Source organism: Kiloniellales bacterium (assembly GCA_030066685.1).
Classification (GTDB): Bacteria; Pseudomonadota; Alphaproteobacteria; order Kiloniellales; family JAKSBE01; genus JAKSBE01.
The window spans coordinates 13,921-38,576 of record JASJBF010000018.1 but is presented as its reverse complement, the minus strand read 5'-3'; the positions used below and the strand labels follow the sequence as shown (position 1 = coordinate 38,576).

21 protein-coding genes are annotated in these 24,656 nt (G+C 69.3%); 14 read left to right on the top strand and 7 right to left on the bottom strand.

What is annotated here, in order from left to right; all coding sequences use genetic code 11:
- The first annotated feature begins 50 nt into the window (after positions 1-50).
- The 12 genes from flgE (at position 51) to QNJ30_11550 (ending at position 13,996) form a co-directional block, all read left to right on the top strand.
- Positions 51-1,319: a flagellar hook protein FlgE gene (flgE, locus tag QNJ30_11605; protein MDJ0944106.1), complete on the top strand. Its 1,269-nt coding sequence runs from the start codon at positions 51-53 to the stop codon at positions 1,317-1,319.
- A 195-nt stretch (positions 1,320-1,514) separates the two neighbouring features.
- Positions 1,515-1,847 carry a DUF1153 domain-containing protein gene (locus tag QNJ30_11600; protein ID MDJ0944105.1) on the top strand — a complete coding sequence of 111 codons (333 nt, stop codon included), beginning with the start codon at positions 1,515-1,517 and terminating at the stop codon, positions 1,845-1,847.
- Positions 1,848-2,169: 322 nt separating this feature from the next.
- Positions 2,170-3,858 carry a flagellar basal-body MS-ring/collar protein FliF gene (gene fliF / locus QNJ30_11595; GenBank protein ID MDJ0944104.1) on the top strand — a complete coding sequence of 563 codons (1,689 nt, stop codon included), beginning with the start codon at positions 2,170-2,172 and terminating at the stop codon, positions 3,856-3,858.
- A gap of 24 nt (positions 3,859-3,882) precedes the next feature.
- The gene (fliG, locus tag QNJ30_11590; protein MDJ0944103.1) at positions 3,883-4,902 is read left to right on the top strand and encodes a flagellar motor switch protein FliG; all 1,020 of its coding nucleotides are present in this window, start codon (positions 3,883-3,885) and stop codon (positions 4,900-4,902) included.
- A 15-nt stretch (positions 4,903-4,917) separates the two neighbouring features.
- Positions 4,918-5,637: a FliH/SctL family protein gene (locus QNJ30_11585; GenBank protein ID MDJ0944102.1), complete on the top strand. Its 720-nt coding sequence runs from the start codon at positions 4,918-4,920 to the stop codon at positions 5,635-5,637.
- A complete protein-coding gene (gene fliN, locus QNJ30_11580; protein MDJ0944101.1) occupies positions 5,630-6,016 on the top strand; it encodes a flagellar motor switch protein FliN in 387 nt (128 codons plus the stop codon). Before QNJ30_11585 ends, fliN begins: the two co-directional genes overlap by 8 nt.
- Before the next feature lie 29 nt (positions 6,017-6,045).
- Complete coding sequence (locus QNJ30_11575; GenBank protein MDJ0944100.1) at positions 6,046-6,888, top strand: MotA/TolQ/ExbB proton channel family protein; 843 nt, start codon at positions 6,046-6,048, stop codon at positions 6,886-6,888.
- 26 nt (positions 6,889-6,914) lie between these two features.
- Positions 6,915-8,297: a sigma-54 dependent transcriptional regulator gene (locus QNJ30_11570; protein MDJ0944099.1), complete on the top strand. Its 1,383-nt coding sequence runs from the start codon at positions 6,915-6,917 to the stop codon at positions 8,295-8,297.
- Positions 8,298-8,492: 195 nt separating this feature from the next.
- On the top strand, positions 8,493-10,607 hold the full coding sequence (flhA, locus tag QNJ30_11565) for a flagellar biosynthesis protein FlhA (protein ID MDJ0944098.1): 2,115 nt from the start codon (positions 8,493-8,495) through the stop codon (positions 10,605-10,607).
- A gap of 25 nt (positions 10,608-10,632) precedes the next feature.
- Positions 10,633-11,610 (top strand): GTPase, encoded by a 978-nt coding sequence (locus QNJ30_11560; protein ID MDJ0944097.1) that lies wholly within the window; start codon positions 10,633-10,635, stop codon positions 11,608-11,610.
- Positions 11,607-12,431 (top strand): MinD/ParA family protein, encoded by an 825-nt coding sequence (locus tag QNJ30_11555; GenBank protein ID MDJ0944096.1) that lies wholly within the window; start codon positions 11,607-11,609, stop codon positions 12,429-12,431. Before QNJ30_11560 ends, QNJ30_11555 begins: the two co-directional genes overlap by 4 nt.
- On the top strand, positions 12,428-13,996 hold the full coding sequence (locus QNJ30_11550) for a hypothetical protein (GenBank protein ID MDJ0944095.1): 1,569 nt from the start codon (positions 12,428-12,430) through the stop codon (positions 13,994-13,996). The genes QNJ30_11555 and QNJ30_11550 overlap by 4 nt, the downstream gene beginning before the upstream one ends.
- A 124-nt stretch (positions 13,997-14,120) precedes the next feature.
- Here QNJ30_11550 and QNJ30_11545 read toward each other — a convergent pair whose 3' ends face one another.
- Both QNJ30_11545 and fliI read right to left on the bottom strand, forming a co-directional pair.
- Positions 14,121-14,543: a flagellar FliJ family protein gene (locus tag QNJ30_11545; GenBank protein MDJ0944094.1), complete on the bottom strand. Its 423-nt coding sequence runs from the start codon at positions 14,541-14,543 to the stop codon at positions 14,121-14,123.
- Between the two features lie 27 nt (positions 14,544-14,570).
- Positions 14,571-15,920 carry a flagellar protein export ATPase FliI gene (gene fliI, locus QNJ30_11540; protein ID MDJ0944093.1) on the bottom strand — a complete coding sequence of 450 codons (1,350 nt, stop codon included), beginning with the start codon at positions 15,918-15,920 and terminating at the stop codon, positions 14,571-14,573.
- Between the two features lie 203 nt (positions 15,921-16,123).
- On the opposite strand from fliI, the gene QNJ30_11535 reads away from it, so the two are divergent.
- Positions 16,124-16,846, top strand: coding sequence for a response regulator transcription factor (locus QNJ30_11535; GenBank protein MDJ0944092.1), 723 nt, complete (start codon positions 16,124-16,126; stop codon positions 16,844-16,846).
- A 170-nt stretch (positions 16,847-17,016) separates the two neighbouring features.
- Here QNJ30_11535 and QNJ30_11530 read toward each other — a convergent pair whose 3' ends face one another.
- The 5 genes from QNJ30_11530 to QNJ30_11510 all read right to left on the bottom strand — a co-directional run bounded on the left by QNJ30_11530 (position 17,017) and on the right by QNJ30_11510 (position 22,643).
- Positions 17,017-17,862 (bottom strand): protein-glutamate O-methyltransferase CheR, encoded by an 846-nt coding sequence (locus QNJ30_11530; GenBank protein ID MDJ0944091.1) that lies wholly within the window; start codon positions 17,860-17,862, stop codon positions 17,017-17,019.
- Positions 17,859-18,971: a chemotaxis response regulator protein-glutamate methylesterase gene (locus QNJ30_11525; GenBank protein MDJ0944090.1), complete on the bottom strand. Its 1,113-nt coding sequence runs from the start codon at positions 18,969-18,971 to the stop codon at positions 17,859-17,861. The genes QNJ30_11530 and QNJ30_11525 overlap by 4 nt, the downstream gene beginning before the upstream one ends.
- Complete coding sequence (locus QNJ30_11520) at positions 18,971-19,336, bottom strand: response regulator (GenBank protein ID MDJ0944089.1); 366 nt, start codon at positions 19,334-19,336, stop codon at positions 18,971-18,973. Before QNJ30_11520 ends, QNJ30_11525 begins: the two co-directional genes overlap by 1 nt.
- A 113-nt stretch (positions 19,337-19,449) precedes the next feature.
- Positions 19,450-19,944, bottom strand: a complete 495-nt coding sequence (locus QNJ30_11515; protein MDJ0944088.1) for a chemotaxis protein CheW — start codon at positions 19,942-19,944, stop codon at positions 19,450-19,452.
- Positions 19,941-22,643, bottom strand: a complete 2,703-nt coding sequence (locus QNJ30_11510; GenBank protein ID MDJ0944087.1) for a chemotaxis protein CheW — start codon at positions 22,641-22,643, stop codon at positions 19,941-19,943. The genes QNJ30_11515 and QNJ30_11510 overlap by 4 nt, the downstream gene beginning before the upstream one ends.
- 277 nt (positions 22,644-22,920) lie before the next feature.
- Here QNJ30_11510 and QNJ30_11505 point away from each other — a divergent pair, with 277 nt between their 5' ends.
- Positions 22,921-24,642 (top strand): iron ABC transporter permease, encoded by a 1,722-nt coding sequence (locus QNJ30_11505; GenBank protein MDJ0944086.1) that lies wholly within the window; start codon positions 22,921-22,923, stop codon positions 24,640-24,642.
- Positions 24,643-24,656: the final 14 nt, after the last annotated feature.

Below are 24,656 nucleotides of genomic sequence, written 5' to 3'. Positions count from 1 at the left end.
CGCGGCGGAGACGCAGGGACGTCCCGCCGGCGGAACGAGGGAGCAATGACATGAGCATCTTCGGCGCCATGTTCGCCGGCGTCTCCGGGCTGACCGCCCAGAGCCAGGCGATCGGCATGATCTCGGACAACATCGCCAACGTGAACACCGTCGGCTACAAGGGCCTGCGGACCAGCTTCTCGACCCTGGTCACCCAGTCGGGGTCCCAGACCCTGCACTCGCCAGGCGGCGTGCAGTCCCGTCCGGTGCAGTCCGCCGACGCCCAGGGCCTGCTGCAGTCGACCACCTCGGTGACCGACGTCGCGATCGTTGGCAACGGCTTCTACGTGGTCAACGAGGCGGCGGCGCCGGGGCCCGGCAACGACTACCTCTATACCCGGGCCGGCCAGTTCACCACCGACGAGAACGGCGACCTGATCAACTCCGGCGGCTACTACCTGCAGGGCTGGCCGCTGGATCCGACCACCGGCGCCCTGCCCGCGACCCCCAGCGTCCTGTCCAGCACCCAGACGGTGAACGTCTCCTCGCTCTCGGGCAACGCGGTGCCGACGACCGCAATGTCCCTGGGCGCCAACCTGCCCTCGACGGCGGCCAACGGCGAGACCCACTCCATCACCGCCCAGATCTTCGATGCACTGGGCAACGCCCACAACCTGCAGGTCGACTTTGTCTACGACTCGGCCACGCCGGAATGGGACATCACGGTCAACGACCCGACCCTGGCCTCGACTGGCGCGGTCAGCGGCACCGTGGCCGGTCCGGTCGCCCGCTCCATCGCCTTCGACGGTTTCGGCACCCCCAGCGCTATCACCTTCCCGGACATCGACATCACCTGGACCGCCACCACCTCGGCGCCCAGCACGATCTCGACCAACCTCGGCACCCTGGGCCAGACCGACGGCATCACCCAGTTCGCCGGCAACTTCGCGATCTCCTTCATCAACCAGGACGGAGTCCGCTTCGGCAACTTCACCGGGGTCAACATCGACAACGACGGCATCGTCACCGCGCTCTTCGACAACGGCCAGCAGCAGGCCATCTACAAGCTGCCGCTGGCGGTCTTCCCGGCCCCCAACAGCCTGGAGTTGCGCGACGGCAACGCCTACATCGAGACCGACGGCTCGGGCAACGTGATCCTGCTGGAGGCCAACACCGGCGCCGCCGGCTCGGTCTCCTCCTCTTCCCTCGAGGCCTCGACGGTCGATCTGGCCGACGAGTTCACGAACATGATCGTCACCCAAAGGGCATATTCGGCGAACGCCAAGATCATCACCACGGCCGATGAGATGCTGGAGGAGCTGATTCGGATCCGCCGATAAAATAGATCATCGGTAAATACTTGCGCCGTCGGCTTATTATTTGAAATTTTCGCCGACGGCGCAAATAGTTTAACCCTTATTTACATTAGGTAAAGATTTGTCAGCCAGCTTAGTCACTGAGTTTAGGGATTTTTTAAAGCCGCAGTCGTAGCTTCCGGGATCAGGATTTGGCGGCTTTTTGATTTTGGAGCCAAAATGGAGATGACTCGTCCAGGTAGGTCGAACACGGCGATGGGACCGGCCGGCAAGCCGATGACCATCGACGACCTCCCGCCCCCCAACACCAAGCGTTGGGTGGTGCGGCGCAAGGCCGAGGTTGTGGCGGGCGTAAGGACTGGCTTGATCAGCCTCGAGGACGCCTGCAAGCGCTACAAGCTCTCGGTCGAGGAGTTCCTCTCGTGGCAGCGTCTGATCGACGCCCACGGCATGCGCGGCCTGCGCACGACCCGGCTGCAGCAGTACCGCCGCCCGCACGAGGAAGAAGAGGCCCTGGCCCTCGCCGGCGCCGGTCAAGGCGACTCCGACTGAGAACAGCCGGGCGAAACGACTTCACCTACAGCAGTAAATCGCGGACTTCTACTTCGAACTGGCGCCAAGCTCCAAATTCCGCGGTACACCACCCCCATCGCATTAAGTAAAAATTCATACAAATTGAGAATTTTGCCCCGTCTCGAACCGGCAATTTTTTCCGGCCGGATAGGCAATTCTTGCCCATGTTAACCGAGATTTTACCGTCAGCGCAGTAAGTTAGGCCTACTCCGCCTGTCGGCTTATGTCGAAGGGTTGAGTTACGGAAGAGCCAAGATCTTCCCGAAGGACCTAGCTCTATCAGCGTAAGAGATCGCAGCGCGTGACGGCACTGTTCGACACCCTCCGCAGTTTGGGCCCCGCCCGCCTGGCGATCCTCGGGCTGGTCGGCGCCGCCACCCTGGCCTTCTTCGTCTTCCTCACCGGACGGGTCGCGAGCCCGAACTTGGCCCTGCTCTACGGCGGGCTTCCGGCCCAGGACAGCGGCGAGATCGTGACCCGGCTGGAGCAGCTCAAGGTCCCCTACGACGTCTCGCCCGACGGCAGCCGTATCCTGGTGCCCGGCGACCAGGTCGCGCGCCTGCGCCTGGCCATGGCCGAGCAGGGCCTGCCCAGCGGCGGCTCGGTGGGCTACGAGATCTTCGACCGCTCCGAAGGCTTCGGCACCACGCGCTTTGTGCAGGACATCAACCACCTGCGCGCGCTCGAGGGCGAGCTGGCGCGCAGCATCGCCTCCCTCGGGCTGGTCGACAAGGCCCGGGTCCACCTGGTGCTGCCGCGCCGCCAGCTCTTCTCCCGCGAGCGCGAGCAGCCCAGCGCCTCGATCGTCCTTTCCCTGCGCGGCGGCGAGCTGGACCGGCGCCAGACCCTGGCGATCCAGCACATGGTCGCCGCCGGGGTCCCCGGGCTTGCCCCCGGCATGGTCTCCATCGTCGACGACCGCGGCGCGCTCCTGGCCGCCGGCAACGACGCGACCGGCGAGGCCGGCGCCAGCTCCAACGCCGAGGACCTGCGCCTGGCCTACGAGCGCCGCCTGGCGCGGACCGCGGAATCCCTGCTCGAGCGCTCGCTCGGCCCGGGCAACGTCCGGGTCCAGGTCTCGGCCGACATGGACTTCGACCGGATCACCGAGAACTCGGAGACCTACGACCCCGACGGCCAGGTCGTACGCTCGACCCAGACCGTCGAGGAGTCGAGCAGCAACCAGGACAGCGAGGGGCCGGAGCCGGTGACCGTCGGCACCAACCTGCCGGACACCGACCTTGGCGCCGAGGGCCAGACCAACAGCCAGAGCCAATCCCAGCGGGTCGAGGAAACGGTCAACTTCGAGATCTCCAAGGTGGTCAAGACCCACGTCCGGGAGAGTGGCGTGGTCCGCCGGCTCTCGGTCGCGATCCTGGTCAACGGCGCGACCGCGACCAACGAGGCCGGCGAGGCGGTCTACACGCCGCGGCCCCAGCAGGAGCTGGACCAGCTGGCCGCCCTGGCCCGCTCGGCGATCGGTTTCGACCAGGAGCGCGGCGACGTGATCGAGATCGTCACCATGCCCTTCGCCGACCTCGAGGCCGGCGAGGCGGGCTCGCCGATCTGGGACTTCTTCGGACTGAGCCAAGGCGCCCTGCTGCGGATCGTCGAGCTCGGCGTCCTCGGCCTGATCGCCATCCTCGCTCTGCTCTTCGTGATCCGCCCGCTGATGGGGCGCCTCCTGGAATCGCAGGCCGAGGAGCCGGTCGCGGCCCTGCCGGGCGGTGTCAACCCCGCCCTGGCCCAGGGCGAGGCCGGCGCCGTTCAGGCCCTCGCCGCCGCCGGCACGCCGGCTCTCGAGGGGCCGGGCGGCAGCCCGCCGTCGCCGGCGCAGGAAAGCCACGCCGAGCTCGAGCGGATGATCGACCTCAACATGGTCGAGGGCCGGGTGCGCGAGTCCTCGATGAAGAAGATCGGCGAGATCGTCGACAAGCACCCGGAAGAGGCGGTGTCGATCATCCGCTCCTGGCTCTTCGAGCAGGCCTGAGCGGGACCGGAGGAGCAGAGAGACATGCGCGGCGCCAGGGAAGACTACCGCTCGCTCAGCGGTCCCGAGAAGGCCGGGATCCTGCTGATGGCCCTCGGCGAAGAGGGCGCCAGCAACCTCTTCTCCCTGATGGACGACGAGGAGATCAAGGAGCTGTCCCAGGTCATGGCGACCCTGGGCATGGTCAGCTCCGACGTCGTCGAGCGCCTCTTCGTCGACTTCGCCGACCAGATCTCCAGCACCGGCTCCTTGGTCGGCAACATGGAGACCACCGAGCGCCTGCTGAGCCGGGTCCTGGACCGCGAGAAGGTCGACTCGATCATGGAGGAGATCCGCGGTCCCGCCGGCCGGACCATGTGGGACAAGCTGGGCAACGTCAACGAGACGGTCCTGGCCAACTACCTCAAGAACGAGTACCCGCAGACCGTCGCCGTCGTCCTGTCGCGGATCCGCGCCGACCACGCCGCCGCGGTCCTGGCCCAGCTGCCCGAGCCGTTCGCCATGGAAGTGGTGATGCGGATGCTGCGCATGGAGGCGGTCCAGAAGGACGTGCTGGACAACGTCGAGCGCACCCTGCGCACCGAGTTCATGTCCAACCTGGCGCGGACCAGCCGACGCGACGCCCACGAGCAGATGGCCGAGATCTTCAACTTCCTGGACCGCAGCGTCGAGGGCCGCTTCTTCTCGGCCTTGGAGGAGCGCAGCCCGGAGTCCTCGGAGAAGATCCGGGCCCTGATGTTCACCTTCGAGGACCTCGGCAAGCTGGACCCCAGCGGCGTCCAGACCCTGCTGCGCAACATCGAGAACGACAAGCTCGGGATCGCCCTCAAGGGCGCCTCCGAGACCCTGCGCGAGCTGTTCTTCTCCAACATGTCGGAACGCGCGGCCAAGATCCTGCGCGAGGACATGGAGGCCATGGGGCCGGTCCGGCTGCGCGACGTCGACGAGGCCCAGATGTACCTGGTCCAGACCGCGAAGGACCTCGCCGACAAGGAGGAGATCATCATCGCCGACAACAAGGGCGAGGACGACCTTGTCTACTGATCGGGAGCAGCGAGCGTGAGCGCCGGATTAAGCCAGAAGCCCTTTCTCTTCGACACCTCCTTCGACGCTGCCGGCGGGAAGCTGGTCATGGAGCCGCCGGGCGGCGAGCCGCCGGCGCCCCAGTTCGGCGAGGAGGACCTGGAGCGGGCCCGGGACGAGGGCGTCGCCGCCGGACGCGAGGCCGCGCTCCGGGACGCCCGCCTGCAGGCCGAGGAAGCCCTGGTCCGCAGCGAGCAAAGGGTCGGCGACTCCCTGGAGGCGCTGCTCCGGGAGTGGACCGCGACCGAGCGGCGGCTCGCCGAGGAGGCGACCGAGGCCACCGGCCTGATGCTGCGGAAGCTCTTCCCGGTGCTCGCCGAGAGCGCGGGCCTGGGCGAGGTCGAGGCCCTGATCGGCGACTGCCTGACCCGGGTCAGGGACGAGCCGCGCATCGTGGTCCGCGTCGCGCCCGCGCAGATCGAGGCGATCACCGCCCGGATCGATGCGGTCACGGCGCAGCGGGCCTACGAGGGCAAGGTGGTGGTCATCGCCGACGACAAGCTGGCCGCCAGCGACGCGCTGGTCGAATGGGCCGACGGCGGCGCCCAGCGCGACAGCGAACGCCTGCTGACCGAGATGGACGCGGCGATCGCCCGTTCGAAGGTCCTGCTCGGCCGGGCCGGGCCCACGGCCCCGCAGGAGGCCGACAGCGTGAACCCGACAACCCCCGTGACGGAGGGCAGCTCCCATGGCTGACGACGACACACAGCAAGACGCGAACGGCGCCGACGGCAGCCTCGACTTGGCCGAGCTCGACGGCAGCCCACCCGCCGAGGGCGCGGAGTCAAGGGAAGTTGACTTGTCTGACGGAAGCAAGATTCCCGCCAACGCCAAAGACTTGGAAGCCGTCTACGACATACCGGTTCAAGTCTCTGCCGTGCTCGGCAAGGCCAACATGCAGGTCGCGCAGCTGCTGAAGCTGGGCCGCGGCGCGGTGGTCGAGCTGGACCGCAAGGTCGGCGAGGCGGTCGACATCTACGTCAACAACCGCCTGGTCGCGCGCGGCGAGGTGGTCGTGGTCGAAGACCGGCTCGGCGTGACCATGACCGAGATCATCAAGATGGACCGCTCCTAGCGGCGTAGGGCACGGGGCGCGCAGCGGTCATGGCCAATCTCAGCAGCACCGGCGGCAAGGCACCGCCCATGGTCAGGCTCGACGACCTGCCGAGCGGCACCAGCGTCGACTTCGCGACCCTGGGCGGCGTGCTTGGCGCCTTCGCCATGATCGTGACCGCTATGACCCTCGGCGGCTCTCCGGGCGCCTTCGTGGACGCGCCGGCGCTGCTGATCGTGCTCGGCGGCAGCTTCCTGGTGACCACGATCTCCTTCTCGCTCGGCGAGGTGGTCCGGGCCCAGGGCGTGATGCTCAAAGCGGTGCTCTACAACGCCCAGGATCCGAGCGCCGCCGCCGATCAGGTGCTGCTTCTGGCCAAGCAGGCCCGGCGCCACGGCGTGCTGTCGCTGCAACGGGTCCTGCGCAACCTGGAGGACCACCCCTTCCTGTTCCGCTCCCTGCGCCTGGCGGTCGACGGCACCCCGGCCGACCAGATCGAGCAGGTCCTGAACGCCGAGGTCCAGGCCATGGCCGCCCGCCACAGCAAAGCGGCCGGCGTCCTGCGGCGCGCCGGCGAGGTCTGCCCGGCGATGGGCCTGATCGGCACCCTGATCGGCCTGGTGCAGATGCTGGGCAACCTGGAGGACCCGGAGTCGATCGGGCCGGCCATGGCGGTGGCGCTGCTGACCACCTTCTACGGCGCGATCCTGGCCAACATGGTCTTCCTGCCCCTGGCCGGGAAGCTGGAGCGCAACTCCGGGGTCGAGTCCCTGGTCCACCAGCTCTACGCCCTGGGCGCCGTCTCGATCGCGCGGCAGGAGAACCCGCGGCGGCTCGAGATCCTGATGAACACCCTGCTGCCGCCCGACCAGCGGATCGGCGACTTCGACTGAGCCTTTGATATCTGGAGACTGAGAAGATGCGGCTTCTAATCGTCGGCACACTCGAGGGCCACATCACCACAGCGGGCAAGATCGCGCTCGATCGCGGCGCCAAGGTGGCGCACGCTGACGACATCGCGACGGCCCTGTCGCTGCTGCGCGCCGGGCAGGGCGCCGACCTGCTGATGATCGACATCCGCCTGGACGTCGGCAGCATGATCGACAGCCTCAAGGCCGAGCGGATCTCGATCCCGGTGGTCGCCTGCGGCATCGGCACCGATTCCGGCGCTGCAGTCAAGGCGATCCGGGCCGGCGCCCAGGAATACGTGCCGCTGCCGCCCGATCCCGAGCTGATCGCTGCGGTGCTGGCCGCGGTTGCGGAGGAATCGACCGCCTTCCTGACCCGCGACCGGAGGATGAAAGAGCTGCTGCGCCTGGCCGAGCAGGTCGCCGGCGCCGATGCCAGCGTCCTGATCACCGGTGAATCCGGGACCGGCAAGGAGGTCATGGCGCGCTACATCCACGAGAAGTCCAAGCGCGCCAAGCAGACCTTCGTCTCGGTCAACTGCGCCGCGATCCCCGAGAACCTGCTGGAGTCCGAGCTCTTCGGGCACGAGAAGGGCGCCTTCACCGGCGCCATCGCCCGGCGGGTCGGCAAGTTCGAGGAGGCCAACGGCGGCACCCTGCTGCTCGACGAGATCTCGGAGATGCACCCCCGCCTGCAGGCCAAGCTGCTGCGCGCGATCCAGGAGCGCGAGATCGACCGGGTCGGCGGCACCCAGCCGATCCGGGTCGACATCCGGCTGCTGGCGACCTCGAACCGCGACCTCGAGGAGGAAGTCCGCGAGGGCCGCTTCCGGGAGGACCTCTTCTTCCGCCTCAACGTCGTCACCATCGAGCTGCCGCCCCTGCGCGAACGCGGCCAGGACGTCGCCCTGCTGGCCGAGCACTTCCTCGCCAAGTACGCCGAGGCCAACGGCGTGCCGCTGCCGGTCCTGACCGAGGAGGCGCTGCGCTGCCTGGAGAAGCACCACTGGCGCGGCAACGTGCGCGAGCTGGAGAACACCATGCATCGCGCCGTGCTGATGGCCCGGGACCAGAAGGTCACGGCCGAGGCCATCATCCTGACCGGCGACCGCCTGGCGCCCAAGCCGGCGGAAACCCCCGAGGCGCCCGCCCGCGAGGGCGAGACCCAGAACGGCGGCGGCGAGCAGGATACCAGCGCCCTGGTCGGCCGCACCGTGGCCGAGGTCGAGCGCGACCTGATCCTGGACACCCTGTCCCACTGCCTGGGCAACCGGACCCACGCCGCCAACATCCTGGGAATCTCGATCCGCACCCTGCGAAACAAGCTGAAGCAGTACAGCCAGGAGGGCGCCGCCGTCCCCCTGCCCGGCGAAGCCGAACGGGTGCGGGTCTAGCGGCGCTGCCTGGTTGTAAGGACTGGTCAATGGCCGCCATCCCCCCCACCCCGACCCTCCCCCACCAGGGGGGAGGGAGACTGGATCCCGCCGCTGCAATACCCCCTCCCCCCTGGTGGGGGAGGGTCGGGGTGGGGGGGACTCACCGGCGTCTGAAGGTTCAGGCGCCAATGGCCGCGGCTTGGCGGTGACGGCATGACGGACGCCAGCCAGCAGCAGGGCGGGGGCCCGGCCCCGGGAGACATCCTGGGCCAGCTCAATAGCGCGCTGCGGCGCGGCGAGATCGCGCTCGCCCTCGGCATCGTCTGCATCCTGGTGGTGCTGATCCTGCCCATGCCCGGCTGGCTGCTGGACATCAGCCTGGCGATCTCGATGACCTTCTCGGTCCTGATCCTGATGACCGTGCTGTTCATCAACCGGCCGCTGGACTTCAGCTCCTTCCCAACGGTCCTGCTGATTGCGACCATGCTGCGCCTGGCGCTCAACCTCGCCTCGACCCGGCTGATCCTGGCCAACGGCCACAGCGGACCCGACGCCGCCGGCAAGGTGATCGAGGCCTTCGGCAGCTTCGTGATGAGCGGCAACTTCGTCATCGGGATCATCGTCTTCGGCATCCTGGTGATCGTGAACTTCGTCGTCATCACCAAAGGTTCCGGCCGCATCGCCGAGGTCTCGGCGCGCTTCAGCCTGGACGCCATGCCGGGCAAGCAGATGGCGATCGACGCCGACCTCTCCTCGGGCCTGATCGACGAGGACGAGGCCCGCACCCGGCGCAAGACCCTGGAGGACGAGAGCAACTTCTACGGCTCGATGGACGGCGCCGCCAAGTTCGTCCGCGGCGACGCCATCGCCGGCCTGCTGATCACCCTGATCAACATCGTCGGCGGCATCATCATCGGCGTCGGCCAGCAGGACCTGGGCTTCCTGGAAGCCGGGCACAGCTACACCGTGCTGACCGTCGGCGACGGGCTGGTCACCCAGATCCCGGCCCTGATCGTCTCGACCGCCGCCGGCCTGCTGGTCTCCAAGTCGGCGATGAGCGGCCCGGCCAACAAGGTGCTCTTCGGCCAGCTCGGCGGCTATCCCCAGGCGCTCGGCCTGTCGTCCTTCCTGATGCTGGCCCTGGCCCTGCTGCCGGGCATCCCCTTCCTGCCCTTCCTCGCCCTGGCCCTGGTCGCGGGCGGCCTGGCCTGGGGTGTGACCCGGCGCAAGGCGGCGGCCGAGGCGGCCGAGGCCGAGCAGGAGCGCCTGGCCGCGGAGGCGGTCCCGGTCGCCGAGGAGCCGATCTCCAGCGCCCTGCAGATCGACCACATCCGCCTGGAGCTGGGCTACGGTCTGCTGCAGCTGATCAACGGCGAGTCGAACAAGCGCCTGACCGAGCAGATCAAGGCCCTGCGCCGCCAGCTGGCCAACGAAATGGGCTTCGTCCTGCCATCGGTGCGGATCCAGGACAACCTGCAGCTCGCGGCCAATGCCTACGTCCTGCGGATCAAGGAGATCGAGGCCGGGCGCGGCGACCTCAGGCCCAACATGCTGCTGGTCATGGACCCGCGCGGCGGCGAGATCACCCTCCCGGGCGAGAACACCCGCGAGCCGACCTTCGGCCTGCCGGCCAAGTGGATCGACGGCGGCGCCCGCGAGGAGGCCCTGTTCCGCGGCTACACCGTGGTCGATCCGGCGACCGTGATCACCACCCACCTGACCGAGCTGGTCAAGGAGAACATGTCGGAGCTGCTGTCCTACACCGAGACCCAGAAGCTGCTCGACGAGCAGGGCGCCGCGCACCAGAAGCTGATCGCCGACCTGATCCCGGCCCAGATCTCGGTCGGCGGCGTGCAGCGAGTGCTGCAGAGCCTGCTGAACGAGCGGGTCTCGATCCGCGACCTGCCGACCATCCTGGAGGGCATCTCCGAGGCCTGCGGCTTCACCCGCTCGATCACCCAGATCACCGAGCACGTGCGCGGCCGCCTGGCCCGCCAGCTCTGCAACGACAACGTCAACGAGAACGGCTTCATTCCCCTGGTCACGCTGTCGCCGGACTGGGAGCAGGCCTTCGCGGACTCCCTGGTCGGCGAGGGCGAGGACCGGCAGCTGGCGATGGCGCCGTCGCGCCTGCAGGGCTTCATCGCCAAGGTGCGCGACAGCTTCGAGGACTACGCCAAGCAGGGCGAGACCCCGGTGCTGCTGACCGGGCCGGCGATCCGGCCCTTCGTGCGCTCCATCGTCGAGCGCTTCCGGCCCAGCACCGTGGTCATGTCGCAGAACGAGATCCATCCCCGGATGAAGATCAAGACCCTGGGGCAGATTTGACCGGCGGGAACGAAGTGTCCGAGCGATGCGGCTGAAGAGCTTCACAGGGGCCAGTCTTTCGGCGGCCATGCAAGCGGTCCGGGACCACTTTGGGCCCGACGCCGTGATCCTCTCGACCGTCGAGGACGAGCCCGACGGCCGGGTCCGGGTCACCGCCGCCCTGGACGACGCCCCGGAGGCCGGCCCCGAACCCGCGGCCCTTGCGACCGTCGACACCCTGGCCGCGGCCCTGTCCTTCCACCGCGTGCCCCAGGGCCTGGCCGACCGGATCCTGGCCGCTGCGGCGACCATCGCCGCCGAGGACGCCGTCCTCGGCCTGGCCGGCGCCCTGGACGCCGAGTTCGGCTTCAAGCCCTTCGCCGCCGAGACCGAGGCCCGGCCGCTGTTGCTGCTCGGGCCGCCGGGCGGCGGCAAGACCTCCAGCGCCGCCAAGCTCTGCGCCCTGGCCAAGCTGGCCGGCCGGGAGACGACCTTCATCACCATGGACGTCGCCAAGGCCGGCGGCCGGGACCAGATCTCGATCTACGCCGGCGCGCTGAAGGCCCGCCTTCTGGAGGCCGCCGACCCGGAAGCCCTGGCGCGCTGCGTGGCGGCGGTGGACAAGGACCGGCTGATGATCATCGACACCGCGGGCGCCAACGCCTTCGTACCGCTGGACCTGGAGGGCCTGAGGGCCGCCCTTGAGGCCTCCGGCGCCCAGCCTGTCCTGGTCCTGCCGGCCGGCGGCGACGCCCTGGAGTCGGCCGAGGCGGCTCAGGCCTTCGCCGAGCTCGGCCAGCTCCGGATCATCGCCACCAAGCTCGACGCGGCGCGCCGCCTGGGCGGCGTGCTGGCCGGCGCCTTCCTCGGCGGCTGCCTGTTCTCGGCGGCCGGGATCGCGCCCCAGATCGCCGGCGGCCTGGTGCCGATCAACCCGGTCTGGCTGGCCCGCCTGCTGCTGCCCGAGGGCGTCGTGCCCATCGACAATCCCAAGATCACCGAACCGCTCAGAGCCGCCCGATGACCCCTGCCTCCACACCCGCCCCCAGTTCTGCCAAGGTGCTCCCCCTGCAGGCCCCGGTCGGCCGCAACCTGATCGCCGTCGCCTCGGGCAAGGGCGGGGTCGGCAAGACCTGGCTGTCGATCACCCTGGCCCACGCCCTGGCGAAGGCCGGACAGCGGGCTCTGCTGTTCGACGGCGACCTGGGCCTGGCCAACGTCGACATCCAGCTCGGCCTGCAGCCCGAGCAGGACCTGGGTGCCGCGCTGGGCGGCGGCTTGGCGCTGCGCGACACCGCCCAGCGGGTCGCCGCGACCGGCTTCGAGGTCATCGCCGGGCGCTCCGGCTCGGGCAGCCTGGCAGCCCTCTCCGCCCCCGGGCTGACCGCCCTGGCCCAGCAGCTGCTGAGCCTGGCGCCGGACTACGACCGGGTGGTCCTGGACCTCGGCGCCGGCGTCGACGCCACGGTGCGCTATCTCGCGGCGCGCTGCGCCACGTGCCTGGTGGTGACCAGCGACGAGCCGACCGCGCTGACCGACGCCTACGCCTTCATCAAGCTGGCGCTCAAGCAGGATCCGAAGGCCGACCTGCGGGTCGTGGTCAACATGGCCGCCTCCCAGGCCGAGGGCGAGCGGACCTACGCCACCCTGCGCAAGGCCTGCGGCTCCTTCCTAAAGGCGGAGCCGCCCCTGGCCGGCGTCGTCCGCCGCGATCCCAAGGTCAAGGACGCGATCCGCAGCCAGGAGCCGTTCCTGACCCGCCATCCCAACTGCGAGGCCGCGGCCGACGTCGAGGCCCTGGCCCGCAATCTGGTTCCGGTGCCCGGCCAGGATGGCAGCGGATGAGCGACGTCTTCTTCCCACCGCCGCGCTTCACCACCAGCGCCGCCCCCAAGGCGAGCAGCGGGGTCCACGCGACCATCACCCACCCGCCCCCGGCGACCGCGGCGCTGGCGACCGGCAGCATCGTCCGGGGCACGGTGATCGGGACCGACGCCAAGGGCCAGATCCTGGTCAAGACCGAGTCCGGCGTCCTGCCGCTCCAGACCAAGGCCCAGCTCGCCCAGGGCAGCCAGGTGACCCTCCAGGTCCGGATCGCCGGGACCGAGCTCCATGTGGTGATCCTGAATGTCGAGGCGGGCAAGAACGCGCCGCGCCACCAGGGCGGCCAGGGCGGCCCCCAGGAGGCGCCCCAGGGGCGCGTGCCGGCCACCACCGCCGCTCCGGCGGCGCCCGCGACCCTGAGCGACGAGGACGTCGCCAGCGGCCGTCTGATCCGGGCGGTCCTGGAGCCTGCGGCGGCGCAGGGTCGGACTCCGGCGAACAGCGCCGGCAGCGGGCCGGCCGCGGCCCTGCCAGCCGGCGGCGAGGTCCTGGTCAGGCTGATCTCGGTGACCGCCCCTTCGGCCGGGCCGGGCGCCACCACCGCGGGCCCTGCCGCCCCCTCAGGCGCCGCGGCGGCCCTCATCGCGCAGGAGACGTCCCAGTCCTCGACGGGGGGCCCTGGGGCGCCGGCCGTCGCCATGGGAGCCCAGGGCCAGCCGCTGCGCCTGGAGGGCCTGGTCGCCGCGGCGCCCGGCAGCCAGGGCGCGACCATCGAGACCGCCCAGGGGAACCTGCGTCTGGCGGTGCAGACCGCCCTGCCGCCGGGCACCCGCCTGGTCCTGGAGCTGACGCCGGCGGCCGGGCCCCAGACCGCCGCGGAGGCCCCGGAAGCCTCCGTGCGGGACAGCGGCCTGGCCCGCGGCTGGCCGGCCCTGGAGGAGGCCCTGCGCATCCTCCAGCCCGGCGACCTGCAGCCGGCGGGCATGACCCTCGGGTCCCACGCCCTGCCCCGACCCGGGCCGCGCTTCGCCTCGACCCTGCTGTTCTTCCTGGCGGCCCTGCGCGGCGGCGACCTCGGCGCCTGGCTCTCCGGCGCCACCGCCCAGGCCCTGGAGCGGGCCGGCCGCGGCGACCTGGTCGCCCGCCTGAAGCAGGATTTCGCCCGGATGAGCCGCCTGGCCGCCGAGCCGGCGCCGGGCGAGTGGCGCGGCTACCTGGTTCCGGTCTTCGACGGCGGCGCGCTGAGCCAGGTGCGCCTCTTCGTCCGCGGCCCCGAGACCGACGAGCGGGAGGAGGACGGCCCGGCCGCCCCCGGGCGGGCGACCCGCTTCGTCGTCGAGGTCGCCTTCAGCCGGCTCGGCGAGCTCCAGCTCGACGGCCTGATCCAGGGCCGGCGCTTCGACCTGATCCTGCGCAGCCGCGCGCCCCTGCCGGAGCCCTTGCGCCGCGACATCGCCGAGATCTACGAGGCGGCCGGCGCCGCCACCGGCTACAGCGGCCAGCTGGTCTTCCAGGCCTCTGCGGACTGGGCGCCCCTGCCCCTGGACGCCATGACGGCCGGCGCCGAGGCCGGCGTCGTTGTCTAACCCGCAGCCGCAGCTCAAGGCGCGAACCGCAGGCCCGGCAACTTAGAGTCAAGAAGTAAGAATAGCCGTTAGTCTGTTGTTTTAATTAACTAACTTGACTTAGTATATTGGATGAACTGCCCCGTCAGCGGGCCTGGCGGCGGCGGACGGCGGCGGTGAGGCCGACCTCGTCCAGGGTCGCCTGCTCGCGCCGCGCGCGCTTCTTGGCCTCGCGCTCCTGCTGGCTGCGCAGGCCCTGCTCGTAGCGCTTCAGCTCCTGGAAGACCTCTTCGATCTCGGCGCGGGCGGCCTCGATCTCGGCCTGGACGCCGGCGATCGATTGCAGGCAGGTCCGGCGCCGCTCGGCCACGGCGGCCGCGTAGTTGGTCATCGCCCGAGTCTCCTCCAGGCCCTCGCCGGCGACGGGCTTCTCGGTCTCCAGGGAGTCCTCAAGGGTTTCCAGCTCCTGGTTCAGGCGCGTCGCCAGGCGTTCGAGCTCGGCCAGCTTCTGGCGCTTCTCGTCCAGAGTCCAGCGCTGCAGGCGGACCAGTTGCGTGAGTGCCGTCATGACGAAATGCCCCCTTGGGTCATGTCCTTAACCGCCTGTCCCGGGATCCGGCGACGGGTCGCCCAGGGCCTCGGCCAACTGCCGGTAGCCCTCGGCCAGGCTGCTGGCCTCGGCCTTGTCCTGCGCCAGGAAGGCCTCCAGGGCTGCGTTGTAGCGGATCGCCTCGTCGATCCCGGGATCGCTGCCGCGCTTGTAGGCGCCGATCCGGATCAGCTCGGCCATGTTCTCGTAGGTTGCCAGGAGCGCCCGGGCGCGCCCGATCAGGGCGTTCTCCGCGTCGCTGTTGCAGGCCGGCAGGGTCCGCGAGACGCTGCGCAGCACGTTGATCGGCGGGTAGCGGCCGCGTTCGGCGATGCCGCGCTCCAGAACGATGTGGCCGTCCAGGATGCCGCGGACCGCATCGGAGATCGGCTCGTTGTGATCGTCGCCCTCGACCAGGACCGTGAACAGCCCGGTGATCGAGCCGGCGCCGAGCCCCGGCCCGGCGCGCTCCAGCAACTTGGGCAGCTCGGCGAAGACCGAGGGGGTGTAACCTTTGGTTGCCGGCGGCTCGCCCGCCGAGAGGCCGATTTCGCGCAGGGCCATGGCGAAGCGGGTTACGGAATCGACCAGGCAGAGCACGTCGTGGCCCTGGTCGCGGAAGTACTCGGCTAGGGCCAGGGTGGTGTAGGCGGCCTGGCGGCGCTGCAGCGGCGGCTCGTCCGAGGTCGCGACCACCACGACCGAACGCTTAAGGCCCTCGGGCCCCAGGTCCTCGGCCAGCCACTCCTGGACCTCGCGTCCGCGCTCACCGATCAGGCCGATGACGTTGACGTCCGATGCGGTATATCGCGCCAGCATGGACAACAGGACCGATTTCCCAACGCCGGAGCCGGAGAAGATCCCCATCCGCTGGCCGCGGCAACAGGTCAGGAAGGTGTTGATGGCGCGCAGGCCGAGGTCGAGCTTGCCCTCGACCCGGGCCCGGTCGTGGGCCGGCGGCGGCGCGGCCCGCAGCGGCCAGGCCCGCGGTCCTGTCGGCAGCGGCCCCTTGCCGTCGATGGGTTCCCCCAGGCCGTTGACGACCCGGCCCAGCCAGGCTTCGGTCGGCCTCAGCGCCGCCGTCTCGGCGACCAGCTCGGCCTTGCAGCCCAGCCCGACCCCCTCCAGGGCGCCGAAGGGCAAGGCCAGCGCGCGGTCGCCGCGCAGCCCGACGATCTCGCAGTCCAGCGGCCGGCCGTCGCGCAGCTCGATCCGGCAGCGGTTGCCGACGGCGGCGAGCTGGCCCAGCCCGGCGACCTCGACCAGCATGCCGACCACCCCGGCCACGCGGCCGTGGTAGCGGACCTCGGGAAGCTGCCCGAGGTCGTCGATCAGGTTGCGCAGCGCCAGCCCCAAACCCCTGCTCCGGACTTGTGTCTTATGGTTAAAACTGTGATAGCATCCCGCCGAATCGGGCCGCCTCGGCCCGATCCAGTCTTGCCTGGCCCACTTTAAGGTTCGGTAAAAGATACGCCGCGTAAGGGTTTGTTAAGAAACCTGGAGCAAAATGGTTAACGAGACATGGGGTGTCTCGGGGTTGACGCAATCGGATAGGGAACATGCGAATTCTGCTTGTTGAAGACGATAGCGCGACCGCGCAGGGGATCCAGCTGATGCTGCAGTCGGAGGGCTACATCTGCGACTGCACAGATCTGGGAGAAGACGGGTTAGAGATCGGCAAGCTGTATGACTACGACATCATCATACTCGATCTCATGCTTCCGGATATCGACGGTTACGAGGTCCTGCGCCGGTTGCGCGCCGCACGAGTCAAGACGCCGATCCTGATCCTGTCGGGTCTCAGCGACCTGGACGACAAGATCAAGGGTCTCGGCGTCGGCGCCGACGACTACCTGACCAAGCCCTTCGACAAGCGCGAGCTGATCGCCCGCATCCAGGCGATCGTTCGGCGCTCCAAGGGCCATTCGGACTCGATCATCAAGACCGGCAAATTGACGGTCAATCTGGACACGCGCACGGTCGAGGTGGAGGGCCAGCCCCTGCACCTGACCGGCAAGGAGTACGGCATCCTCGAGCTCCTGTCCCTGCGCAAGGGGACGACGCTGACCAAGGAGATGTTCCTCAATCATCTCTACGGCGGGCTCGACGAGCCGGAGCTCAAGATCATCGACGTCTTCGTCTGCAAGCTGCGCAAGAAGCTGGCGGCGGCGACCGGCGGCGACAACTACATCGAGACCGTCTGGGGCCGCGGCTACGTGCTGCGGGATCCCGTCGACGACGGGGGCAAGTCCGAGGAGCCGCGCAAGGCGGCCAGCGGCTGAGCCCGCGGGCGGGCCCGCCCGGGCCCCTGCCCGAGACCCTCGACCAGGGCACAAAGACGACGGCCGGCACCTTCGGGCGCCGGCCGTCTTCCTTCCTCCGTCTTCAAAGCTTGCTGCCGGACGTTGCAACCATGGCTGGCGCAGCGATCGACCCGGGGTGGCGCCGTGACTCAGGCGGCGGTCCCGGTCGCCAGGCTGCCGGTGCCGGCGGTCAGGCCGTAGACGCCGCGCTGGCCGGGAATCAGCTGGAAGCGCTCCGACACACCCAATACGGTCTCCGCGCCGCCGAGGAACAGGAAGCCGTCCTCGGACATGGCCCCGGCGATCAGGTCCAGGACCCTTGTCTTGGTGTCGGCGTCGAAGTAGATCAGCACGTTGCGGCAGAACACCACGTCGACCTGGTGCAGGCCCTGCGGGGCCTCGAGCAGGTTGTGCGGCTTGAATCTGACCATGTTGCGGATCTCGTCGCTGATCTGCCAGCGCTCGCCGTCCTGCTTGAAGTGCTTCATCAGGAACTGCACCGGCAGGCCGCGCTGGACCTCGAACTGCGAATAGACCCCTTCCTTGGCCTTGGCCAGGATCTCCAGCGAGAGGTCCGTGGCCAGGATCTCGATAGACCAGCCCGCCAGTTGGGCCGCCTGCTCGTCAAGCAGCATGGCGAGGCTGTAGGGCTCCTGGCCGCTCGAGCAGGCCGCGCACCAGATGCTCAGCTTCTTGGCCTGGCTGCGGTGGTCCAGCATGTAGGGCAGCACCAGGTCGCGGAACTGGTCGAAGGGCTTCTGATCGCGGAAGAAGAAGGATTCGTTGGTCGTCATCGCCTCGGTGATATCGACCAGAAGCTTCTCGTCGCCGCCCTTGCGGATCAGCGCCACGAGGTCGTCGACCCCGGCAAGATCGTACTTGCGGGCAACCGGGTTCAGACGGCTCTCGAGCAGGTATGCCTTGTCGGAGCCGAGTACGAGGCCAGATCGATCCTTGAGGATCTTTGCGACCAGGTTGAAGTCGTCGATGTTCATGCCGCAGACCTCATGGCGACCTTGCAGATGTAGGGGGCGATCTCGGCCAGCGGCAGGACGGCGCTGCACAGACCGGCCGTCGCGACGGCGCCCGGCATGCCCCAGACCACGGAGCTTTCTTCGTCCTGGGCGATGACCGCGCCGCCGGCCTCGACCACGCTGCGCCCGCCCTCGCGGCCGTCCGTGCCCATGCCGGTCAGGATCGCGACCAGAAGGCGGGAGCCGTAGACCTCGGCCAGGCTGCGCAGCATCGGGTCGACGGCCGGCCGGCAGAAGTTCTCCTGCGGGCCGTCGGAAAGCCGAATCACGGCGCTTCCGGTGCCGGACTCGACCAGCATGTGGCGATCGCCGGGCGCCAGGTAGACCCGCCCCCCGACCACGGCCTCGCCGTCGTCCGGCTCGTGGCAGGCCAGCCCGGTCTGCCGGCCGATATGCTCGGCCAGCAGGGTGGTGAAGGTCGGCGGCATGTGCTGGGTGATGAAGATCGGCTGCGGCGGCGGCGGCGCGAAGCCGCCGAGGACCTTGAAAAGCGCCTGGGGCCCGCCCGTCGAGCTGCCGATGGCGAGGGCCGAGGGCTGCTGCGCCGGCCCGCCGCGCAGGCTGATGGCCGCCGCCGGCCTGGCGGTGCTCGTACTCGGCCCGGTGACCGGCGCCGGGGCCTGGCCGCGGGCGGCGGCGCCCAGGGCCTTGACCTTCTCGGTCAGCTCCCGGGAGAAGGCCTCGGCCGAGCGCAGCTCCTGGCTGGAGCTCGGCTTGGTGAGGTAGTCGGCGGCCCCCATGGCCAGGGCCCGCAGGCTGATGTCGGCGTTGGCCCGGGTCAGGGTGGAGTTCATGATCACCTTGGCCTCGGGCTTGACCGCCAGGAGCTTGGGCAGGGCGGTCAGGCCGTCCATCACCGGCATGTCGATGTCCAGCAGGATGACGTCGATCTCCGGATCGCGCTGCAGCGCCGAGACCGCCATCTCGCCGTTGATCACCGAGGTGACGACCTCGATCTGCGGGTCCTGCTCCAGGGTGCGGTTGAGCATGGCCCGGATGACGGTGGCGTCTTCGACGACCATCACCCGGTACGGCCCGCTCGCGCCCGCTGCCCCTGTGGTCGCTGTCATCAAATGAGCCCCACCTGGACGAACTTCGATTCGATGATCTCGGTGTCGAAGGGTTTCATGATGTATTCGTTGGCACCGGCGGTCATGGCCTGCTGGATGTGGCTCATGTCGTTCTCGGTGGTGCAGAACACGACGATCGGTTGCTTGTCGCCGCCCATCGCGCGCAGCTCCTTGAGGAAATCCAGCCCGTTCATCACCGGCATGTTCCAGTCCAGCAGCACCGCGTCGGGCATGCAGCGGCGGCAGGCCTCCATCGCCTTCTGCCCGTCCTCGGCCTCGTAGATCTCGAAGTTCAGGCCCTCGAGGATCTTTCGCGCCACCATGCGGACGACCTTCGAATCGTCGACGATCAGACAGGATCTCATTGCCTCTCTCCGCGACTGCTTCCTTCAGGCTTCACTCGCTTCATCTCGCTTTCCACTGTGTCGTGCGATCCCGGTTCCGCTGCCAAGTTACGATGTCCGCCCGGCACCCCGTCCTAGGCGGCGGCCACAGCGATGCCGCCGAAGCTGAGCAGGCTGGCGACGTCCAGGACGACCAGCAGGCCGTGATCGAGGCGGTACACGCCGGTGGCGTAGGTGCGAAAGCTCGGGTCCAGCGTCGGCGGACTGGGCTCGAAGGCGTTCGAGCTCAAGCTCAGCACCTCGCCGACGCTGTCGACCACCAGGCTGTAGAGCTCGTTGTCGTTCTCGACCACGATGCTCATGCCCTTGTCGTCGCTGTCGCGCGGCGGCAGGCCGATGCGCCGGCGGATGTCGATCGCGGTCACCACCCGTCCGCGCAGGTTGAGCTGCCCCATGATCTCGGCGGGCGCCAGGGGAATGCGGGTGATCTTGTAGCTCGCCAGCACGTCCTGGACCTTCAGGACCGGGATCCCGAAGAGCTGGCCGGCGATGGTGAAGGACACGAAGTCCTCGCTGTGGCCGAAGCCGGCGGTCTCCGTCGCGGCGGGCTTTGCGTCGCTGTGGCTCATGCGGCACCTCGCGTCTCGGCCAGGGTGTCCTGCAGCGCGGCCAGCAAGGCATCCCGGTCGAACTTCGCCACGTAGTCGCGGAACCCGACCTGACGGCCGCGCGCCAGGTCCGCCGGCGTCGCGTGGGACGACAGGGCGACCAGCGGGATGCCGCAGAAGCGCTGGTCCTGGCGCAGGCTCTGGGCGAACTGGAAGCCGTCCATCCCCGGCATCTCGATGTCCGAGATGATCGCGTCGAAGCCGTCCCCGGCGTCGAGCAGGGCGAGCGCCGCATCGGCGCTTTCGACCGCGGTCACCTGGTAGCCGGCCACCGAGAGCAGCGGCGAGAGCAGGTTGCGGAAGAAGGGGCTGTCGTCGACCAGCAGGATCTGCCGGCCCTGGCCCTCGCTGCCGAAGGCCTCCGTCGCCTCGGAGCCGAACCAGTCGTCGAAGGCCTGGGTCAGGTAGTGGCTGGTGTCGATCACGTCGGTCGCCGCCCCGGCGATCAGCGCGCTGCCGATGAAACCAGCGCGTTCCGAGGAGAGCTCGACCTCCATGCGGTCCTCGACGATGTCGACGATCTCGTCCACGACCAGGCCCATGGTCCGGTCCCGGTCGGTGAAGACCAGCACCGGCTTGCGGCCGGAGTCCGGCAGCGGCTCGGCCCCGCGCATCTGCACCAGGGGCATGAGGTGACCCCGGTACTGGACCAGCGTGCGCCCGCCGGAGCGCTCGACCGTGCCCAGGTCGACCTCCTCGAGCCTGGCGATCAGCGCCAGGGGCACCGCCTTGGGCGAGGCGTCGACGGCCCGGAACACCAGCATGGCGACCTTCTCGTGGGCCAGCTCGGTGAGGCGCTCGGTCTCGGCGGCGAGGTCCTCGCCGACCGACATCTCGCCGGTCGCGGTCGCGATGCCGTTGGGATCCAGGATCATGACGACGCTGCCGTCGCCGAGGATGGTGTTGCCGGAATAGAGCGGGATGTCCCGCAGGATCGGGGCCACCGGCTTGACCACGATCTCCTCGGTGTCGAAGACCCGGTCGACGATGATGCCGAAGGCGTAGGCCCCGACCTGGGAGACGATGATGAAGGCATCGTCCTGGTTCCGGCGCTCCTCGATCGAGACGACGTTGGAGGCGTCCTCTCCCGGCGCCGGCCCGTCGCCCTTCGGCTCCAGCCCGAGCAGCTGGCGCAGGTTGACCAGCGGCAGCAGCCGGTTGCGCAGCCGCAGCACCGGCGTCTCGTTGATCTGCTCGATGATGTGGTCGCTCTTGTTGGAGGCGCGGACCAGCTCGATCACCGAAAGCTGCGGCACCGCGAAGCGCTCCCCGCCACACTCGACGATCAACGCCGAGACGATGGCCAGGGTCAGCGGGATCTTGATGGTGAACTTCGTTCCCTGGCCTTCGGTCGAGGTCAGCTCGATCGTGCCGCCGATGCGCTCGATGTTGGTCCGCACCACGTCCATGCCGACGCCGCGGCCCGAGACCGCGGTCACCTGCTCGGCGGTCGAGAAGCCGGGCTTGAAGATCTGCTGCTGGACCTGCTGGTCCGACATCGCGGCCAGCTGGGCCTCGGGCACTAGGCCCTTCTCCAGCACCTTCTTCTTGATCTTATCGGTCGAAAGGCCACGGCCGTCGTCGGCGATCTCGATGATGATGTGGCCGCCTTCGTGGTAGGCGTTGAGCAGGATGGTGCCGGTTTCCGGCTTGCCGGCCCTCTTCCGGGCCCTGGTCTCTTCCAGGCCGTGATCGGCCGAGTTGCGGACCATGTGGGTCAGCGGGTCCTTGATCAGCTCGAGCACCTGGCGGTCCAGCTCGGTCTCGGCGCCTTTCATCACCAGCTCGATCTTCTTGTCCAGCTCGTGCGCCAGGTCGCGGACGATACGGGGCAGCTTGGCCCAGGCGTTGCCGATCGGCTGCATGCGGGTCTTCATCACGCTTTCCTGAAGCTCGGAGACGACGTGATTGAGCCGCTGCAAGGGCGCGGTGAACTCGCTCTCGCGCTGCGCGCGCAGGATCTGGAGCAGCTGATTGCGGGTCAGGACCAGCTCGGAGACCAGGGTCATGAGGTCTTCCAGCAGCTCGACGTTGACCCGGATCGACTGGTTGGCGACCGCCGACTCCTTGGGCGCCTCCTGTGCCTCGGCCGCGCCCGGTGGCGGCGCCACGGCCACGGGCGCCTCCGCCAGGGATGGCGCCATCTCGGCCGGAGCCTCCGGAGTCTCATCCTGGGGCGATTCCGGCGCCGGACCGGCTTCGGCCGCGGGCTCCGGTTCCTCGGCCTCGACCGCCGGCGCTTCAGCGGGCGCAGCGGCCCCAGCGTCCCCGCTCGGTGACGCGGTGCCGTTGAAGACCGCGTCCAGGCGAGCGATCAGCGCGGCATCGTCGCCCGCCGGCTCGGCCTCGGTCTCCTCTAGAGCGCCCAGGATGCCCCGGATCCGGTCCAGGCATTCGAGGATCAGGGTGACGATCTCCGCCGACACCGTGAGCTCCCCGTCGCGCACCTTGCCGAGCACGTTCTCGCCGGCATGGGCGACCGCCTCCAGCCTGGGCAGGCCGAGGAAGCCGCAGGTGCCCTTGATCGTGTGCATCAGGCGGAAGATGTTGCTGAGCAGCTCCGGATCGTTGGGGGTCTGCTCCAGCTTGATGAGCTCGACGTCGAGAACGGCAAGGCTTTCGTTCGTCTCGGTCAGAAACTCGCTGAGTAGATCGTCCATGCCGCTCTAGCCAAGGTCGGGAAGGCCGCAGGGGGCGCGATCGCCGCCGCTGCCCGGTATTAACCAACGCCCCTATGGGGTATGAAACTTTGGCAAAGACAGATTAAGAACGGGTTACATCATTAGATGTAGCTACCGCCCAAGCCTGACCGGGTCCCAAAAGGGGGCCGCGCCGGAGGCAGGGGCGCAGGTCAGGACGCGCTTCTAAGCGCCGGCCGGGTCCGCTACTCTGCGCCCCGCCTTCTCGCCGACATCACCGGGACCAACCGGGACCGCCATGACCGAAGCCATCGAGACCCCGCCACCCCGCCTGCCCGGCAGCGATCCGGGCGTGGGCAAGCACCGGCACCGGGGCGGCGGCCTGGGGCGCGGCGGGCCGCTGCTCGGGCTCTCGCTTCTCATCGCCGCGCTTTTCGCGGTCCCGATCGCCAGCGTGGTCGCCAGCGTCTTCGCCGAGGGCCAGGGCACCTGGGCGCATCTGGCCGAGACCGTGCTGCCCCGCTACCTCTGGAACACCGTCTGGCTGGTCCTCGGCGTCGGGCTGGGCGTCTCCACGATCGGGGTGACCAGCGCCTGGCTGATCACCATGTGCCGCTTCCCCGGGCGGCGGGTCTTCGAATGGGCCATGATCCTGCCGCTGGCCGTGCCGGCCTACGTCATGGCCTATGCCTACACCGACTTCCTGCAGTTCAGCGGCCCGCTGCAGTCCCTTCTCCGGGAGCTGACCGGCTGGTCGCGCCAGGACTACTGGTTCCCCTCGGTCCGCTCGCTGGGCGGGGCCGTCGCCATGCTCTCGCTGGTGCTCTACCCCTACGTCTACCTGCTGGCCCGCACCGCCTTCCTGGAGCAGTCGGTTTGCGCCCTGGAGGTGAGCCGGACCCTGGGCTGCTCGGCCTGGGGCAGCTTCCACCGGGTCGCCTTGCCGCTGGCCCGGCCGGCGATCGCGGCCGGCACCGCGCTGGCCCTGATGGAGACCCTGGCCGACTACGGCACGGTGTCCTTCTTCGGCGTCCAGACCTTCACCACCGGCATCGTGCGGGCCTGGATCTCCTTCGGCGACCGCATCGCCGCCGGTCAGCTGGCGACCAGCCTGCTCGGCTTCGTGCTCCTGGTCCTGCTGCTGGAGCGCTGGTCGCGCGGCCGGGCCCGCTACCACCACACATCGAACCGCTACCAGAACCTGCCGGGCTACAAGCTCAAGGGCCTGCGCGCCGGGCTCGCCACCCTGGCCTGCGCGCTGCCGCTGCTGCTCGGGTTCCTGCTGCCGGCGGCGATCCTGCTCGGCCTGCTGTCCGAGCTGGACGGGCAGATCTTCAGCCCGCGCTTCTTCGACCTCGCCCTGAACAGCTTCACCCTGGCCGCCCTGACCGCGATTCTGGCGGTGGCCCTCGCCGTGGTCATGACCTATGCGGTCCGACTCAGCCCCGGGGCTCTGGGCACCTTCGCCATCCGCTTCGCCTCGCTCGGCTACGCCGTTCCCGGAATCGTCATCGCGGTCGGCGTGCTGATCCCCTTCGCCATGCTGGACAACGCGTTCGACGCCTGGATGCGCCGCAGCTTCGGGATCTCGACCGGGCTGCTCCTCACCGGCAGCATCGCCGCCCTGGTCTTCGCCTACCTTGTGCGCTTCCTGGCGGTCTCCCTGAACACCGTGGACGCCAGCCTGGGCAAGATCCGGCCCTCGATGGAGGATGCCGCGCGCAGCCTGGGCGAGGGCCTGATCGGCACCATGCTGCGGGTTCATGCGCCGCTGATGTTCGGCGGCCTGCTGTCGGCCGGCCTTCTGGTCTTCGTCGACGTGATGAAGGAGCTGCCGGCGACCCTGGTGATGCGGCCCTTCAACTTCGACACCCTGGCGGTCCAGGCCTACAACTACGCCTCGGACGAGCGCCTGGCCGAGTCCGCCCTGCCGGCCCTGACCATCGTGGTCGTCGGCATCCTGCCGGTCATCCTGCTGTCCCGGGCGATCTCGCGGGCCCGGCCGGGCAGCCGCCGGTAAAGCGCCGCCGTCGA